Consider the following 14,460-nt stretch of genomic DNA (forward strand, 5'->3'; position numbering starts at 1 on the left):
CAGCTCCTGTGGGAGCGTGGCTTGCCCGCGATTGACTGAACCGCAGTCACCCAATCATTTGGCATGAAAAAAGGAGCCCGACATGGAATCCCCAACCCACAGTCTGCCCAACCTGTTCAAGCAACTCGGCCTGGCGGATGACGCCGAAAGCATCGATAAATTCATCGCCACCCACTCACCGCTCAAGCCCGAACTGCACCTTGCAGATGCGTTTTTCTGGAACAAGAGCCAGGCGGATTTTTTGCGGGACGATATTTTGGATGATGCGGATTGGGCGGAGGTGGTGGATCAGTTGGATGTGTTGTTGAGGAAGGGGCGGGGGGTGTAGGGGGACAAGAGTTTACGTTTTTCAGGTTGCCCATAAGGCGTTAATAGACCAGTATTAAGACCTGAATTGAGGTCTTATTTATGCAGAATGTTCTGGCCGACATGGCCGTTAGTGTGTCCGAGTTGAAGAGAAATCCATCTGCGGTATTGAACGGTGCCCACGGCGGGCCTGTTGCCGTGTTAAATCACAATCGAGTGATGGGGTACATGGTTCCAGCAGATGTTTTCGAGGCGATGATGGAGCGCCTCGATGACCTTGAATTGGCGGAAATTGTTCGGTCTCGTCGTCATGAAACGCCGGTCCCGGTAAATCTGGATGATCTATAAGCTTGAGTTCCTGCCCTCTGCACGCAAGGAGTGGGACAAGCTGGGGCATACGTTGCGGGAGCAATTCAAAAAGAAACTGGCGGAGAGACTTGAAGGGCCCCGAATCCCTTCCGATTCGCTGCACGGAATGCCCGACTGCTACAAAATAAAATTGAAATCAGCAGGATACAGGCTGGTGTATCAGGTTATAGAAGAGCGGGTAGTCGTTTCTGTTGTGGCAGTTGGCAAGCGAGAGCGCAGTGCAGTCTACGACCGAGCCAAACAAAGCTAGCTAACAACTATTTCTTCATTTCTGCTGCGTGCGCTCGCATCGCGGCATTCTTGCTTCGATCCCCTCATCTAATGGATTGCGCAGCAATCCTCGTCAATTTGTTTCAAAACTTGACCACCTTTCCCCCCAAATGCGATATTGATAGTTAGCAAACTAACAGTGTGTGTTTCCCCTCGTGCCGAAGAACCTCGACGCTCTCCAGATGAACATCAGCAGCTCCATGGTGGTGGCCGCCAGGCATTGGCGGAAGATCTGCCAGACCACGCTGGTCAACTACGGAATCTCCGAAGCCTGTGCCGTCCCGTTGTTGATGATCGGGCGCTTGGGCGAGGGCGTGCGTCAGGTGACCGTGGCGCAGGCGGCGGGGATGGAGAGTCCGTCCCTGGTGCGTTTGCTCGATCAGTTGTGTCATTCGGGCTACGTCTGCCGCACCGAAGATGCCCATGACCGACGCGCCAAGTGCCTGAGCCTGACCGCCACCGGTCGCGAATTGGTGCAAGCGGTCGAAATCGAGCTGGTGCGTTTGCGCCATGAGGTGCTTGAAGGCATCGACCAAAGCGATCTGGAAGCTACGCTTCGGGTACTGAAAGCCTTTGAAGCGGCGAATGCGCCGTCGGTGGTCAACCCTTGAGCGGATTTTTCAGCGGTATGCCCGCGGCGCGAGACTGGTTCTACGGTGTGCGCACTTTTGCCGCCTCGATGATTGCGTTGTACATCGCCCTGCTCATGCAAATGCCGCGTCCGTATTGGGCGATGGCCACGGTCTACATCGTGTCCAGCCCCTTTGTCGGCCCTACCAGCTCGAAAGCGCTCTACCGTGCCATCGGTACCTTTTTCGGCGCGGCGGCAGCGGTTCTTTTCGTGCCGATGTTTGTCCAGAGTCCGTACGTATTGGTGGTGGTCATCGCACTGTGGACCGGGACGCTGTTGTTCCTGTCCTTGCACCTGCGCACCGCCAACAACTACGCCTTGATGCTCGCCGGTTACACCTTGCCGCTGATTGCCCTGCCGGTGGTGAATAACCCGTTGGGCGTCTGGGACGTGGCGGAAGCGCGGACGGAAGAAATCTTCCTCGGCATTGCCGTGGCGGCAGTGGTCGGCGCCATGTTCTGGCCACGGCGGCTGGCGCCGGTGTTCAACGACGCGGTGAGCAAATGGTTTGCCGATGCCTCGACGTACAGCCTGCGTTTCCTCAGCCGCCAGGTGCAGCCCGACGAAGTCAGTGCACTGCGCTCGGCCATGGTTACAACCTTCAACACCCTGGAATTGATGATCGGCCAGTTGCCACACGAGGGCGCGCACCGGCAAACCGTACGCAACACCAAGGAACTGCGTGGGCGGATGATTCACCTGTTGCCGGTGATCGATGCCCTCGACGATGCGCTGTATGCCCTTGAACGACGCACGCCCGAGTTGGTGGAGAAGTTCGCACCGTTGCTGGTCGCAGCGACCGAATGGCTCAATCACAAAGACGCCGACCTCGCGCGCTGGCAGGCGCTGAAAGATCAGCTTGAAGCGCTGCAACCGCCCGCCGAAGCCCTGAACGATCGCAAGCAGCTACTGTTTTCCAACGCGTTGTATCGCCTCGGAGAGTGGATCGATGTGTGGCAAGACTGCCGCAGCCTGCAATACGCTATCCAGTGCGAAAGCCCGGACAGCTGGCGCGCGGTGTATCGCCACTGGCGCCTGGGTCGCCTGTCACCGTTTCTCGACCGTGGGTTGATGCTCTACTCGGCGGCCTCGACGGTCACCGCGATCATCGTTGCCTCGGTGTTGTGGATTCTGCTCGGCTGGACCGATGGAGGCTCGGCGGTGATTCTGGCCGCCGTGTCGTGCAGCTTTTTCGCCTCGATGGATGACCCGGCACCACAGATTTACCGGTTCTTCTTCTGGACCGCGATGTCGGTGGTACTGGCCAGCCTTTACCTGTTTCTGGTGCTGCCCAACCTGCACGATTTCCCGATGCTGGTGTTGGCGTTTGCCGTGCCGTTTATCTGCATCGGCACCCTGACGGTCAAGCCGCAGTTTTACCTGGGCATGCTGCTGACCCTGGTCAATACCTCGTCCTTTATTAGTATTCAGGGCGCCTACGACGCGGATTTCCTAAGCTTCGCCAACTCCAACCTGGCCGGTCCCATCGGCTTGTTGTTTGCCTTCATCTGGACCCTGATCGCTCGGCCATTTGGTGCGGAACTGGCGGCCAAGCGGCTGACCCGTTTCAGCTGGCGCGACATTGTCAATCTCAGCAAACCGGCCAACCTGGCCGAACACCGGCAATTGGGCGTACACGTGCTCGATCGTCTGATGCAGCACTTGCCGCGTCTGGCCATGACAGGCCAGGACACCGGCATCGCGTTGCGTGAGGTGCGTGTAGCGCTGAACGTGCTCGATCTGCTGGCTTACACGCCGCGAGTGGACGGTGTGCCGCGAGCGCTGCTGCATCAGGTGGTGGCGGAAGTCGGTGAGTATTTCAAGGCCTGCCTGAAGGCGGACGAGCGTCTGCCGGCCCCCGGCCCGTTGCTGATGACCCTCGACCGCGCCCGCCGGGCACTGGACACGAATTGTGATGAGGGTGCCCGTCTGAATTTGTTGCATGCCCTGAGCGGCCTGCGCCTGGCGTTGTTGCCCGGCGTGGAATTCGTAAGCGTGGGCGAACTCGAAGAACCGCTGCCCCATGGCATCGATGGAGCGCCTTTATGATCGGTGATGTGGACATCAGCGGGGTGTTTCTGCCCACGCTGCTGGTATTGATGGGCATTACGTATGTGTTGTTCCTGTTGGTGCACGGGTTGTTGATGCGCTTGCACTTTTACCGTCTGGTCTGGCACCGGGCATTGTTCAACGTGGCTCTCTACGCTTTGCTGCTCGGCGCCGTGGACTCACTCAGTCGATACCTGATGACATGAAAAAACCTTTTTTGACCCTGGGTCGCGTGGTGCTGACCCTGTTGATCGTGACCTTCGCCGTCGTCGTGGTCTGGCGCATGGTGATGTACTACATGTTTGCGCCGTGGACCCGCGACGGGCATATCCGTGCCGACATCGTGCAAATCGCTCCGGACGTCTCCGGGCTGATTCAGCAAGTGGACGTGCGCGACAACCAGCTGGTGAAGCGCGGCCAGGTGTTGTTCAGCATCGATCAGGACCGTTTTAAACTGGCTTTGCGCCAAGCCAAAGCGGCGGTCGCCGACCGCCAGGAAACCCTGGCTCAGGCGCAACGCGAAGCCAAGCGTAACCGTGGCCTGGGCAATCTGGTGCCGGGCGAGCAACTGGAAGAAAGCCAGTCCCGGGTCGCTCGGGCCGAAGTGGCGTTGATGGAAGCGCAAGTGGCGGTGGACAGTGCCCAGCTGAACCTCGACCGCTCGACCATCCGCAGCCCGGTCGACGGCTACGTCAACGACCGTGCACCGCGTGCCCAGGAATTCGTCACCGCCGGGCGGCCGGTGTTGTCGGTGGTCGACAGCAATTCGTTTCACATCGACGGTTATTTCGAAGAAACCAAACTGAACGGCATTCATGTCGGCCAAAGCGTCGACATCCGCGTGATCGGCGATCGTGCGCGGCTGCGTGGTCATGTGGAAAGCATCGTCGCCGGCATCGAGGACCGCGATCGCACTATCGGCAACAACCTGCTGCCCAACGTCAACCCGGCGTTCAGCTGGGTGCGCCTGGCACAGCGGATTCCGGTGCGGATTGTCTTTGACGATGTACCGGCGGACTTCCGCATGATCGCCGGGCGGACCGCGACCGTGTCGATCCTCGACGATCAACCGCAGGAGCCGGCGAAATGAGCAAGGCGTCGGGTTTGGCGGTTGCCGGATTAGGTTTGCTGCTGTCGGCCTGTCAGGTCGTTGGCCCGGATTATCACCTGCCTGACGAAGCGGCTGTCCAGCGACCCGATTTGCAGGGCGATCTGGCGGTCGACGGCAAAACGGTGGTGTCCGCACCGGTGCCGGCCGATTGGTGGCGCCTGTACAAGGACCCACGACTCGACCAGTTGGTGCAACAGGCCATGGCCTCCAATACCGATTTGCGCGTGGCGGCGGCCAGTCTGTCGCGGTCCCGCGCTCAGGTCGATGAGGCAGAAGCGGCGGGTGGCTGGAGCGGCGGTGTGAAGATGGGCGCCCAGCGATTGCAGGAGTCTGGCCAAGCATTCCTGCTTCCGGAAAAAGTGCCGGTGGCCAACGTCGGTGATATCGGCATCAGCGCGTCGTACCAGTTCGATCTGTTCGGCACGTTGCAGCGCGGCATCGAAGCGGCCAAGGCCAACGCCGATGCGACGCAGGCAGCTGCCGATACGGCTCGCATCACCGTGGTGGCCGACGTGGTCCGAGCCTACACCCAGGTGTGCGCGGCCAATGAGGAGCGGGAAATTGCCCAGCACTCCCTCGACCTGCAGGCCCAGAGCACCACGCTGATCCAGCGTCTGCGCGATGCCGGCCGTGGCGACGAAACCCAGGTCACCCGTTCGCAAACCCAGTTCAAATCCCTGCGCGCCGACATGCCGCGCTATGAGGCCTCGCGTCAGGCCGGGCTGTATCGCCTGTCGATGTTGCTGGCCAAGCCAGTGGATCAACTGCCGGCCGGCACCGCCACCTGCGACGAGCTGCCGAAAATCGCTCAATTGATCCCTGTGGGCGATGGCGCTGCATTGCTCAAGCGTCGTCCCGATGTGCGGCAGGCCGAGCGCCGGCTGGCGACGGCGACGGCCGGGATTGGCGTCGCCACGGGTGAGCTTTACCCGAACATCAGCATCGGCGCGACCATCGGCACCGTCGGTATCCTCGACGATCTCGGCGACCCGTCCACCAACCGTTGGGGCTTCGGTCCGTCGCTGACTTGGAACGTGCCGACCAACGGCGCCCGGGCCCGCATCCGCGAAGCCGAAGCAGTGACCCAGGCGACGCTGGCGCATTTCGATGGGGTGGTGCTCAACGCCATCCGCGAAACCCAGACCAGCCTGGCCCAGTACGCCGCGTTGTTGCAACGTCGTGACGCCCTGGCAGACGCCGAGCAATCGGCAAGACTGGCAGCGGACCAGACGCATCGTTTCTTCCAGGCCGGCCGCGAATCGTTCCTGGCGGACCTGCAAGCGACCCGCACCTACACGGATGTCACTGCGCAACTGGCCGCTGCCAACACCCAGGTGGCCGCCAGCCAGATCGATTTGTTCCTCGCCCTGGGCGGCGGCTGGGAAAGCGGACGAACGCAAGGCACGAACGCCAGCAAACCCTGAGGCCGTTGCTATGCTTTGATTTGATGGAGTCGCGAGTCGACTTCATCGATCAAGCTCGCGTTGGTCATGGGGATTAAAAATAATGAAAAACCCTTATGCTCCTGGCTTCTGGTGCGCTATTGCAGCATTGGTTTTGCTGTCGGCCACCTATTTCTACGGCATCATGCTGGCCCACCAGATCGACAAGGCGCTGGTGTTTCTCGACAGTGCTACCGCGCTCATTGCCGTGATGGCGATCGTGGTGGTGGCCTGGGCTTCCGTCCAGGGTCAGCGCATCAAAAAAAGACAATTCGAACAAGGCAAGACCCTGGTGCTGATCTGGGACACCAAGGTAGCGCTGCGTCGTGTCGAAACAGTGTTTGACCAATATTTCTGGGGCAGCTACTGGCAACCGGGGCGCACGTTCCAGGAAGTCATGGGCGAGCTCACCGGCACACCGCTGGAAAAAAGCCTCGAAACTTTAAAGAAGCAATGCCTGGCGCTGGATAAACAGGTGTCCGAGGACGGCTGGCATTGGCTCAACAATGCCCGCGAGCTGTCGGACGTCGCCACCAAAATGGCGCGGGAACGCTATCAACTGGACGTCTGTGATCCGCACTCGGAGGTGACCGGCGGGGCGGTGATCAACCGGGACTTCGAGGTGCTGGTGTATACGTGGACGGCACGGCTCAAGAGCTTTGATCATCAGCTGGATGAGATGGAAGTGCAGTATTCGTGAGTTTTTGTTGGCTGGACTGACGCCATCGCGAGCAGGCTCACTCCTACAAGGGTTCTGTGAACAACACATAACCTTTGTAGGAGTGAGCCTGCTCGCGATGGCGATTTCTTGTCCGCCGAAACTCTCAAGCCCCCGGCGTAGTCCATAGACATTCTTTAACCTTTAAACATTGGGCCGCCCGATGCGCCTAGTGCTAATCTCCACCCCACTTTTAGCGGAGTCGAGCCGCAACCCCTCTAGGGTTCAGGGAAGACGACGACACCTTCAAACAACGGACATTGACTGGGTCATTCATGAATAAATCAGCAGGCGTGCTTCTTGGAATCGTCGTAGCCATCGGTGCAATCAGCGCGGGTGGTGCCTGGTACACCGGGACCAAAATCGAAGGCGTGTTGAACACCTCGATCGCCGACGCCAACAAAGAGCTGAAGGCTGCACTGGTCGGTTCCAATGGCACGGCCTCGCTGGAACTGGTGTCCCTTGAGCGTCATGTGTTCAGCAGCACCGCGCACTACCGCCTCAAGGGCGAAGGCGAGATGTTCGGTGAAGCCCCGGTTGAATTGCTCTTTGTCGACCACATCGAACACGGCCCGCTGCCGTTCTCGCGTCTGGTCTCTTTGAAATGGCTGCCGGTCATGGCCACCAGTCACTACGAACTGGAACGCACCCCGCTCACCGAGAAATGGTTTGCTGCGGCCAAAGACAAATCCCCGCTCACCGGCGTGGTCAACATCGGTTACGACAACGCCACCAACGGCACCCTCGAATTCTTGCCGCTGGACGTCGCGCTGGATGACAAGTCCAACCTGAAATTCTCCGGTTTGAACCTCGAAGTCGCCGCCAGCGCCCAGGCCCAGAAGGTCAAGGCCAATGGCTACATGGACAGCCTGACGCTGACCACCGTCGCCGAAGATCAGACCCCGGTGAAGGTAGAGCTCAATGGCCTGACCATGGCCAGTAACCTGGTAAAAAGCACTTACGGTTTCTACACCGGCGAGAACACCCTTGAGCTGACCGACAGCAAATCCACCTTCGGTCCCAAGCAATCGGTGCTGGGTCTGAAGAAATTTGAAATGAAAAACCAGACCGAGGAGTCGGGCACCAGCGCTTCGGGGCGTGCCGATTACAAGGTGGGTGAAGTGTCGGTGAACGGCAAGGCGGTCGGTTCCGCGCAAATGGCCATGAGCCTGAAGAACCTCGACATCCCTGCGACCATGTCGCTGATGCAGGTTTACCAGACCAAACTGCAGCCTTACGAGAAAGCTGCCGCCGAGGCCGCTGCGGCTGGTCAGCCGTCTCCAGAACTGGTCCTGACCCCGGCCGAAGAGGCACAGGTCAAAACCGGCCTCGAAAAACTGCTGGCTGCCGGCCCGCAGGTGGCGTTGGAAAACCTGTCGTTCAACACCACCAATGGCGAAAGCCGCGCCAACCTGGTGCTCGATCTGACCAAACCAGCGACCATGGACCTGCCGCCCGATCAACTGACTCAACAGTTGATTGCACTGCTGGATATCAATGTAAAAGTGTCCAAGCCAATGCTCGTCGACGTGTTCACCGTGCAAAGCCAGCTTGATGGTCAGACCGATGCCAAGCTCATCGCCGATCAGGCGGCCGCCACGGCCGACATGTTCGGCAGCATGGCGGTCGGTACGCAGTTCGCCAAACTGGACGGCAACGACATCGTCAGCAAATTTCACTACGCCAACAATCAAGTGGAATTCAATGGCCAGAAAATGACCGTTGAAGAGTTTGTGGGCTTCGTGATGAGCAAAATCGGTGGTGGTGCTGAAATCCAGGAATAACACCTGTCGTTCAAAACAACGCCCGGCTTCTGCTGCACGCAGAAGTCGGGCGTTTTGCTGTCGGGTGTTTGTCTGCTAACCCATGTCCCGAATCAGTTGCCACGCTTCATCCACTGACAGCGGCTGCTTCATGCGTTCGGCGAGCAGCGCCATGGCCCGTTCTTCATCGCAGGCAACCGCAGCCGCCACCACGCCGTTCTTGCCGAACAGGCCTATAAAGGGTGGATGGGAGGGATCACCCTTGAACTCGACTTCGTCCCAGGCTTCGGCATGGCCGAGATAGTCGTAGTTTTTGCCGAAGTGCCAGGTCCAGAAATACGGCACGTCGAGGTAATGCTCGTCTGCGCCGAGCATATTCGCGGCGGCGATCCGCGCCTGTTGCTGAGCCAGGCGCCAATGCTCGATGCGCTGAGGCTGGCCGTTGAACGGGAAGGTCGCGATATCGCCGACCGCCCACACCCCGTCGGTGACGCGCATGGCGCCGTCGACCTTCAGCGAGCGGTCTTTTTCCTTGGGCAGATCGGTAAACGCATCGGTGGCGGGGGTGACGCCGATGCCGGCCAGCACCAGATCCGCAGGCAAGCGTTGACCATTGTCCAGGCACACCGCTTCGACGTTTTCCGTGCCTTCTATATAGGAGGCTTCGCCTTCAGTGTGAAACACCACGCCATTGGCCTCATGAAGGGCGCGAATCGCCTTGCCGACGGTTTCGCCAAATTGTGCGGCGAAGGGGATGGCATGCCGGGCCAGCACAGTCACGTCCAACCCGTATTCACGCAGGGCTGAAGCGGACTCGAGGGCAATGAAACTGTCTCCGATGATCACCGCTTTCTGGCCGGGCTTTGCCGCCTGCAGAATCTCCCGCGCCTGATCTTTTGAGCGCAACACGAACACTTGTGGCAAATCCGCGCCAGGCAGCGTGAGTGGATTGGGCGTGCCACCGGTGGCAAGCAACACGGCGTCATAGTTCAGCGATCGCCCATCAGTCAGCCGCAGGGTTTTGCTCGACGAGTCCAGGCTGGCGACTTCACCGTTGATGCGCTCGATACGCTGGTCGCGATAAAACGCGTCATCTCTTAACGGCGGGACTTCTTCCGGTGGCATCTCCCCGGCAATGACAAATTTGCTCAGGACGGTGCGGTCGTAGCCAGCGTCGGCTTCGCGGTCGATCAGCAACACTTGGCCGCCGAAGCCCTTTTCGCGCAGCGCCGCCGCACACGCCGTACCGGCCGCCCCGGCACCGACGAGAACAAATGTCCGTTCGTCATCAGCCGGCGGCGTATGCGCATCGGCTAATGGTTGGTCGTCGACCCAGATCTCGCCATCGCGTACTTCCAGCGGATAACGCTTGAGACTGTCCAGGGCCGGCGGTTCGCACAATGCCCCGTCCTCAATCCGATACGCCGCTTTGTGCCACGGGCAGATCAAACGTCCGTGGCACAGCGCACCTTCCGCCAGCGGTGCCCCGGCATGCGGGCATTCACCCTGATAGGCGCGCAATTGATCGCCCACTCGCAACAACACGATTTTGGTGTCTGCAATCCGGACCTCAAGGCCCCGGTTTTCGGACACATCGGCGAAACGAGCAACGCGGTGCAGTGCCATGGCGGCTCTCCAGACAGACGTTTCACTTAAGAGTTTGGCGCTTTACGCGAGGTTCAGCCAATTCCCACTGCCACCGCACGAACGGTACAGCTATAGTTCGCAAGCCGACGACGGCCCTATCCGCACAAGGTGCTCCGGAATGACCCGATTGACCTCTCTGAACCCTTGGCTGGCGGCCGTTGCAGTCGCCCTTTGCGTGCAATTTTCGGCGCAGGCCCAGGAGCGTTTCACCCTGAACATCCCAGGTGTCACGGATGACCGGCTGTTCACCTCGGCGGCTGCCAGCGATGCTCCGGGTTGTGGCGGACACAATGCATCACCGGCGCTGAACTGGAATACCGGGCCGGCGGGGACGTTGAGTTATGCCATCGTCATGCACGACCCGGACGGCCAGAAGGGCCAAGGCGTCGATCATTGGGTGCATTACGGCATCAAGGCCACCACCCACCAGATTCCTGCCGGTGTCGGAGCAAAGTCGGCCCTGGAGGGTGTCGGTGGTACCAACAGTAAAGGCACTACCGGTTACATGGGACCCTGCCCACCGACTGGCGACAGTGCCCATCACTACATTATTCAGTTGTATGCGCTGGACCTCGCTCCAGACGCCTTGCCTGCCGGCCTGACGCGTGCGCAACTGCTGGAAAAAATCAAAGGCCACGTGCTCAGGAACAGCAGCGTGGTGCGCCGTTACCACCGCTGAGATTAATGTTCAGCCGGCTTAACCCGAACCTGAACGGGGGCTCGTCTCAGAGGATGAATGGATCATTTTCCTCCTGAGGTCAGCCCCCATGTCCCTCCCTCTGCATTTCCTCCGCCCGGCCGCCCGGGGTTTCACCACCGGGTTGCTGCTGGCCATCGCCGGTTGCGGCGTTTCCTCCGCACCCGATTCTGCGCAAGTGTCGCCACCGGCTCAAAGTGAGATGAAGACGGCTGAGGTGGTGCGCAGTGAAGCGGCCATGGCGGATACGTCGATGGCCAAGCGCAGCGTTCGTCCGGCACCGGTCGCCAGTTTTGCACCTGAGTCGTTGCCGCCGGGGTATCGGGATGAACAGCGAGAGCAATACCAGACGCTGGCGGACAACCCTATCCACCGCGTGGCCGAGGCGCCGGTCTCGACCTTCAGCGCCGATGTGGATACTGGCGCTTACGCCAACGTCCGACGGTTACTGAATCAGGGGCGCTTGCCTCCCGACGGTGCGGTACGGCTGGAGGAAATGGTCAACTACTTTCCCTACGACTATGCGCTACCCACCGACGGCTCGCCATTCGGGGTCACCACTGAACTGGCACCGTCACCCTGGAATCCGCATACGCGCCTGCTGCGCATCGGCATCAAGGCCTCTGACCGCGCGGTGGCGGAACTCGCCCCGGCGAACCTGGTATTCCTGGTGGACGTGTCCGGGTCAATGGACCGCCGCGAAGGCCTGCCTCTGGTCAAAAGCACCCTGAAATTACTGGTTGATCAATTGCGCGAACAGGATCGTGTTTCGTTGGTGGTCTACGCTGGCGATTCGCGTGTGGTGCTCGAGCCCACTTCCGGACGCGAAAAGGCGAAAATTCGTACAGCTATCGATCAATTGGCCGCCGGTGGTTCGACCGCTGGCGCGTCGGGTATCAAACTGGCGTATCAAATGGCGCAGCAGGCGTTTATCCCCAAGGGGATCAACCGCATCCTGCTGGCCACCGACGGTGACTTCAATGTCGGCATCAGTGACTTTGATAGCTTCAAGCAAATGGCTGTGGATAAACGCAAGACAGGCGTTTCCCTGACGACCCTGGGTTTTGGGGTGGATAACTACAATGAACACCTGATGGAGCAACTGGCCGACGCCGGCGACGGTAACTACGCCTACATCGACAACCTGCGTGAAGCGCGCAAGGTGCTGGTGGATCAGCTCGGCTCAACCCTCGCGGTCGTGGCGAAAAACGTGAAGCTGCAAGTGGAGTTCAACCCGGCTCAAGTCAGCGAATATCGACTGTTGGGGTATGAGAATCGGGCGCTGAAGCGCGAGGACTTCAGCAACGACAAGGTCGATGCGGGCGAGATCGGTGCGGGGCACACGGTCACGGCGCTGTACGAAATAGTGCCGAAGGGTGAGAAGGGATGGCTGGAGCCGTTGCGCTATGGCAAGCCTGAGTCGGCCGTTTCGGGGAATGCCGGAGAACTGGCGATGCTGCGAGTGAGGTATCAGCTGCCGGAAGGTGGGAATAGTCGCTTGATCGAGCGGCCCATCATGGACAGTCAGGCCGGAAAAGCCAGCGATGACCTGAGGTTTGCGGCGGCGGTCGCGGCGTTTTCCCAGCAGCTCAAAGATGGGCGCTATACCGGTGATTTCAGTTTGAAGGACACGCAAGCACTGGCTCGCGGTGCGCGGGGTGAGGATCGATTCGGGCTGCGCGCCGAGTTCGTGCAGTTGGTTGAGTTGGCGCAAAGCCTGCGCACCACGACAGCATCGAACAGTGAACCGCTTACTAAAGGAGGCTACAACTGACATGGCAGCTCCTGAACCGGGCGATGAAGCGCTGCTGGCCCGTTATCGAGCAGGTGACGGGCCGGCGTTCGAGATTTTGTACGCCCGCCATCGCCTAGGCCTCTATCGGTTCCTGCTCGGCCTCAGCGGTAAACCCGAGCTGGCCGAAGAGGTTTACCAGGACACCTGGCTGAGCCTGATTCGCAGCACCAGTCAGCCACAAGGTCGGGCGAACTTTCGTACGTGGCTTTACCAGATCGCCCGTAATCGACTGATCGATCACTGGCGCAAGCATGGAATCCACAACCCCTTGCACGACAGCTATGACGAACAGGTCCATGCGGTGATTGATGAGGCGACCGATCCGCAGCTATTGCTGAGTCTGAGTCGCGACAGCCAGCGTCTGGAAACGGCGCTGCAAGACCTGCCTGCTGACCAGCGTGAAGTCTTCCTGTTGCGTGCTCATGGCGATCTCGATCTGGCGCAGATCGCCACGCTCACTGGAACACCGCTTGAAACCGTCAAAAGCCGTTTGCGTTACGCCCAGCAAAAACTGCGTCGGCTGCTGGCCGAGGAGGTACTGACATGACTGACGCCCGTCCTACACCTGAATCTGAAGTGGTGACGCACTTTCGTGAGCACGCTACGGGTGAACCGCCGGCTCATCTGGATTCATTGATCCTTGCCGTGGCCCATCGGGAAATGCCGGCGCCGAAGCCGAACTTGTGGCAGCGCTGGGTTCAGGTTTGCCAGAAGCCTCGCTGGCAGGTTGCGTTTGCGAGCCTTGTGGGTGTCGCGTTGATGCTGGCGTTGGTGCAGCGTACGCCGGAACAAGCGCCGGCCTATGACTTCGCCCCGGCGCCCAAGGCATCCGCCCCGGTCGTCAAAAAGGAGGCTGCGCGCTCTCTGGCTGCCCCGGCAGCGCCGATGGCTGATGTTGCTGCGCCTGCACAGAGCGAGTCGATTAATGCCGAGAGGGCCGAAGAGGCGAAAGTTGCCAAGCGTGCAGCGGCGCCGGCAATAACCCTGGATGAGCAACTGCGTGAGGTGGTGCGCCTGCAGAATGCCGGTCAGACAAAGGCGGCAGATACATTAATGAAGGCATTGCACAAACGCTTTCCTGACGAAAACGTCGAGGCCCGACTCAAGGAAATGCCGAGAAACTGAGTCGCAAGACGGTCAGCCATTTGGCATCCGTGCCCGAAAGCGCGCACTATCGGGCCATAGCCGATGCGTTGGAGGAAGCCGTGGCGAAAAAAATCGATCGCATCGCCCAAATGCTCAACTGCCCCGAGAAGGGGGAGGAATTAAGGCGGGCAATTACTGAGAGTCGTAAGGATTTCCTCCTTAACCAACCGGAAGCAGAGGAGGTTGATGAGGAGGACTTTGAGGACGATGAAGAGTGGGACGATGATCTCGACTGGACGACCGAGTAGGAGCGTCGTTGGTTTACCTAACGAATGCGGGTTGGGAGGGGCTTGAAAAGGCTCTCTGAAGCACAGGTGTTCGGAGTGGGTAAGAAAGTTCAAAAAGAGGCTTGACGTAGTATTGGAACGCTGTAGAATTCGCCTCCCGCTACCGAGTGATCGGAAGCGCAAGTGGTTGAAGTTGTTAAAGATTTCCAAGCGAAACTTTGAAAACTTCTGAAAATAACCGCTTGACAGCAACAGAGGCTGCTGTAGAATGCGCGCCTCGGTTGAGACG

Annotated in this window: 16 protein-coding genes; 15 read left to right on the plus strand and 1 reads right to left on the minus strand. The window is 59.6% G+C overall.

Annotated features, from left to right (window positions below; translation table 11 throughout):
* Positions 1 to 82: 82 nt before the first annotated feature.
* From AC07N8_RS27075 to AC07N8_RS27120, 10 genes are all read left to right on the plus strand, one after another.
* Positions 83 to 328 carry a DUF2789 domain-containing protein gene (locus tag AC07N8_RS27075; RefSeq protein ID WP_493146718.1) on the plus strand — a complete coding sequence of 82 codons (246 nt, stop codon included), beginning with the start codon at positions 83 to 85 and terminating at the stop codon, positions 326 to 328.
* 80 nt (positions 329 to 408) lie between these two features.
* Positions 409 to 654: a type II toxin-antitoxin system prevent-host-death family antitoxin gene (locus AC07N8_RS27080; protein ID WP_483843923.1), complete on the plus strand. Its 246-nt coding sequence runs from the start codon at positions 409 to 411 to the stop codon at positions 652 to 654.
* A complete protein-coding gene (locus AC07N8_RS27085; RefSeq protein ID WP_493146720.1) occupies positions 644 to 925 on the plus strand; it encodes a type II toxin-antitoxin system RelE family toxin in 282 nt (93 codons plus the stop codon). The genes AC07N8_RS27080 and AC07N8_RS27085 overlap by 11 nt, the downstream gene beginning before the upstream one ends.
* Before the next feature lie 202 nt (positions 926 to 1,127).
* Entirely contained in the window at positions 1,128 to 1,556 is a 429-nt protein-coding gene (locus tag AC07N8_RS27090; protein WP_123436297.1) for a MarR family winged helix-turn-helix transcriptional regulator, read from the plus strand.
* Positions 1,553 to 3,625: an FUSC family protein gene (locus tag AC07N8_RS27095; protein WP_483843920.1), complete on the plus strand. Its 2,073-nt coding sequence runs from the start codon at positions 1,553 to 1,555 to the stop codon at positions 3,623 to 3,625. Before AC07N8_RS27090 ends, AC07N8_RS27095 begins: the two co-directional genes overlap by 4 nt.
* On the plus strand, positions 3,622 to 3,831 hold the full coding sequence (locus AC07N8_RS27100; RefSeq protein ID WP_046033221.1) for a DUF1656 domain-containing protein: 210 nt from the start codon (positions 3,622 to 3,624) through the stop codon (positions 3,829 to 3,831). Before AC07N8_RS27095 ends, AC07N8_RS27100 begins: the two co-directional genes overlap by 4 nt.
* Positions 3,828 to 4,715, plus strand: a complete 888-nt coding sequence (locus AC07N8_RS27105; RefSeq protein ID WP_123436299.1) for an efflux RND transporter periplasmic adaptor subunit — start codon at positions 3,828 to 3,830, stop codon at positions 4,713 to 4,715. Before AC07N8_RS27100 ends, AC07N8_RS27105 begins: the two co-directional genes overlap by 4 nt.
* Positions 4,712 to 6,160, plus strand: a complete 1,449-nt coding sequence (locus tag AC07N8_RS27110; RefSeq protein WP_483843919.1) for an efflux transporter outer membrane subunit — start codon at positions 4,712 to 4,714, stop codon at positions 6,158 to 6,160. Before AC07N8_RS27105 ends, AC07N8_RS27110 begins: the two co-directional genes overlap by 4 nt.
* 82 nt (positions 6,161 to 6,242) lie before the next feature.
* Positions 6,243 to 6,878, plus strand: a complete 636-nt coding sequence (locus AC07N8_RS27115; RefSeq protein ID WP_483843918.1) for an NADH:ubiquinone oxidoreductase subunit N — start codon at positions 6,243 to 6,245, stop codon at positions 6,876 to 6,878.
* A 293-nt stretch (positions 6,879 to 7,171) separates the two neighbouring features.
* A complete protein-coding gene (locus AC07N8_RS27120) occupies positions 7,172 to 8,680 on the plus strand; it encodes a YdgA family protein (protein WP_493146724.1) in 1,509 nt (502 codons plus the stop codon).
* Between the two features lie 75 nt (positions 8,681 to 8,755).
* Here the strand turns inward: AC07N8_RS27120 and AC07N8_RS27125 are convergent, their stop codons facing one another.
* On the minus strand, positions 8,756 to 10,285 hold the full coding sequence (locus AC07N8_RS27125; RefSeq protein ID WP_493146726.1) for an FAD-dependent oxidoreductase: 1,530 nt from the start codon (positions 10,283 to 10,285) through the stop codon (positions 8,756 to 8,758).
* A gap of 139 nt (positions 10,286 to 10,424) precedes the next feature.
* On the opposite strand from AC07N8_RS27125, the gene AC07N8_RS27130 reads away from it, so the two are divergent.
* The 5 genes from AC07N8_RS27130 to AC07N8_RS27150 all read left to right on the plus strand — a co-directional run bounded on the left by AC07N8_RS27130 (position 10,425) and on the right by AC07N8_RS27150 (position 14,192).
* The gene (locus AC07N8_RS27130) at positions 10,425 to 10,985 is read left to right on the plus strand and encodes a YbhB/YbcL family Raf kinase inhibitor-like protein (protein ID WP_483843915.1); all 561 of its coding nucleotides are present in this window, start codon (positions 10,425 to 10,427) and stop codon (positions 10,983 to 10,985) included.
* Between the two features lie 88 nt (positions 10,986 to 11,073).
* Positions 11,074 to 12,777, plus strand: coding sequence for a vWA domain-containing protein (locus tag AC07N8_RS27135; RefSeq protein ID WP_493146728.1), 1,704 nt, complete (start codon positions 11,074 to 11,076; stop codon positions 12,775 to 12,777).
* A gap of 1 nt (position 12,778) precedes the next feature.
* Positions 12,779 to 13,345, plus strand: a complete 567-nt coding sequence (locus AC07N8_RS27140; protein ID WP_483843913.1) for an RNA polymerase sigma factor — start codon at positions 12,779 to 12,781, stop codon at positions 13,343 to 13,345.
* Positions 13,342 to 13,923: a hypothetical protein gene (locus tag AC07N8_RS27145; protein WP_493146730.1), complete on the plus strand. Its 582-nt coding sequence runs from the start codon at positions 13,342 to 13,344 to the stop codon at positions 13,921 to 13,923. Before AC07N8_RS27140 ends, AC07N8_RS27145 begins: the two co-directional genes overlap by 4 nt.
* A gap of 20 nt (positions 13,924 to 13,943) precedes the next feature.
* Positions 13,944 to 14,192: a hypothetical protein gene (locus tag AC07N8_RS27150; RefSeq protein WP_483843911.1), complete on the plus strand. Its 249-nt coding sequence runs from the start codon at positions 13,944 to 13,946 to the stop codon at positions 14,190 to 14,192.
* Positions 14,193 to 14,460: the final 268 nt, after the last annotated feature.

It is taken from the genome of Pseudomonas sp. GW821-FHT10C09 (assembly GCF_059415465.1).

What these genes read in the sequence shown, in the direction of transcription:
- AC07N8_RS27075 (WP_493146718.1), top strand. Translation starts at nt 83, where the DNA reads ATGGAATCCCCAACCCACAGTCTGCCCAACCTGTTCAAGCAACTCGGC.
- AC07N8_RS27080 (WP_483843923.1), top strand. Translation starts at nt 409, where the DNA reads ATGCAGAATGTTCTGGCCGACATGGCCGTTAGTGTGTCCGAGTTGAAG.
- AC07N8_RS27085 (WP_493146720.1), top strand. Translation starts at nt 644, where the DNA reads ATGATCTATAAGCTTGAGTTCCTGCCCTCTGCACGCAAGGAGTGGGAC.
- AC07N8_RS27090 (WP_123436297.1), top strand. Translation starts at nt 1,128, where the DNA reads ATGAACATCAGCAGCTCCATGGTGGTGGCCGCCAGGCATTGGCGGAAG.
- AC07N8_RS27100 (WP_046033221.1), top strand. Translation starts at nt 3,622, where the DNA reads ATGATCGGTGATGTGGACATCAGCGGGGTGTTTCTGCCCACGCTGCTG.
- AC07N8_RS27105 (WP_123436299.1), top strand. Translation starts at nt 3,828, where the DNA reads ATGAAAAAACCTTTTTTGACCCTGGGTCGCGTGGTGCTGACCCTGTTG.
- AC07N8_RS27110 (WP_483843919.1), top strand. Translation starts at nt 4,712, where the DNA reads ATGAGCAAGGCGTCGGGTTTGGCGGTTGCCGGATTAGGTTTGCTGCTG.
- AC07N8_RS27115 (WP_483843918.1), top strand. Translation starts at nt 6,243, where the DNA reads ATGAAAAACCCTTATGCTCCTGGCTTCTGGTGCGCTATTGCAGCATTG.
- AC07N8_RS27120 (WP_493146724.1), top strand. Translation starts at nt 7,172, where the DNA reads ATGAATAAATCAGCAGGCGTGCTTCTTGGAATCGTCGTAGCCATCGGT.
- AC07N8_RS27125 (WP_493146726.1), bottom strand. Translation starts at nt 10,285, where the DNA reads ATGGCACTGCACCGCGTTGCTCGTTTCGCCGATGTGTCCGAAAACCGG.
- AC07N8_RS27130 (WP_483843915.1), top strand. Translation starts at nt 10,425, where the DNA reads ATGACCCGATTGACCTCTCTGAACCCTTGGCTGGCGGCCGTTGCAGTC.
- AC07N8_RS27135 (WP_493146728.1), top strand. Translation starts at nt 11,074, where the DNA reads ATGTCCCTCCCTCTGCATTTCCTCCGCCCGGCCGCCCGGGGTTTCACC.
- AC07N8_RS27140 (WP_483843913.1), top strand. Translation starts at nt 12,779, where the DNA reads ATGGCAGCTCCTGAACCGGGCGATGAAGCGCTGCTGGCCCGTTATCGA.
- AC07N8_RS27145 (WP_493146730.1), top strand. Translation starts at nt 13,342, where the DNA reads ATGACTGACGCCCGTCCTACACCTGAATCTGAAGTGGTGACGCACTTT.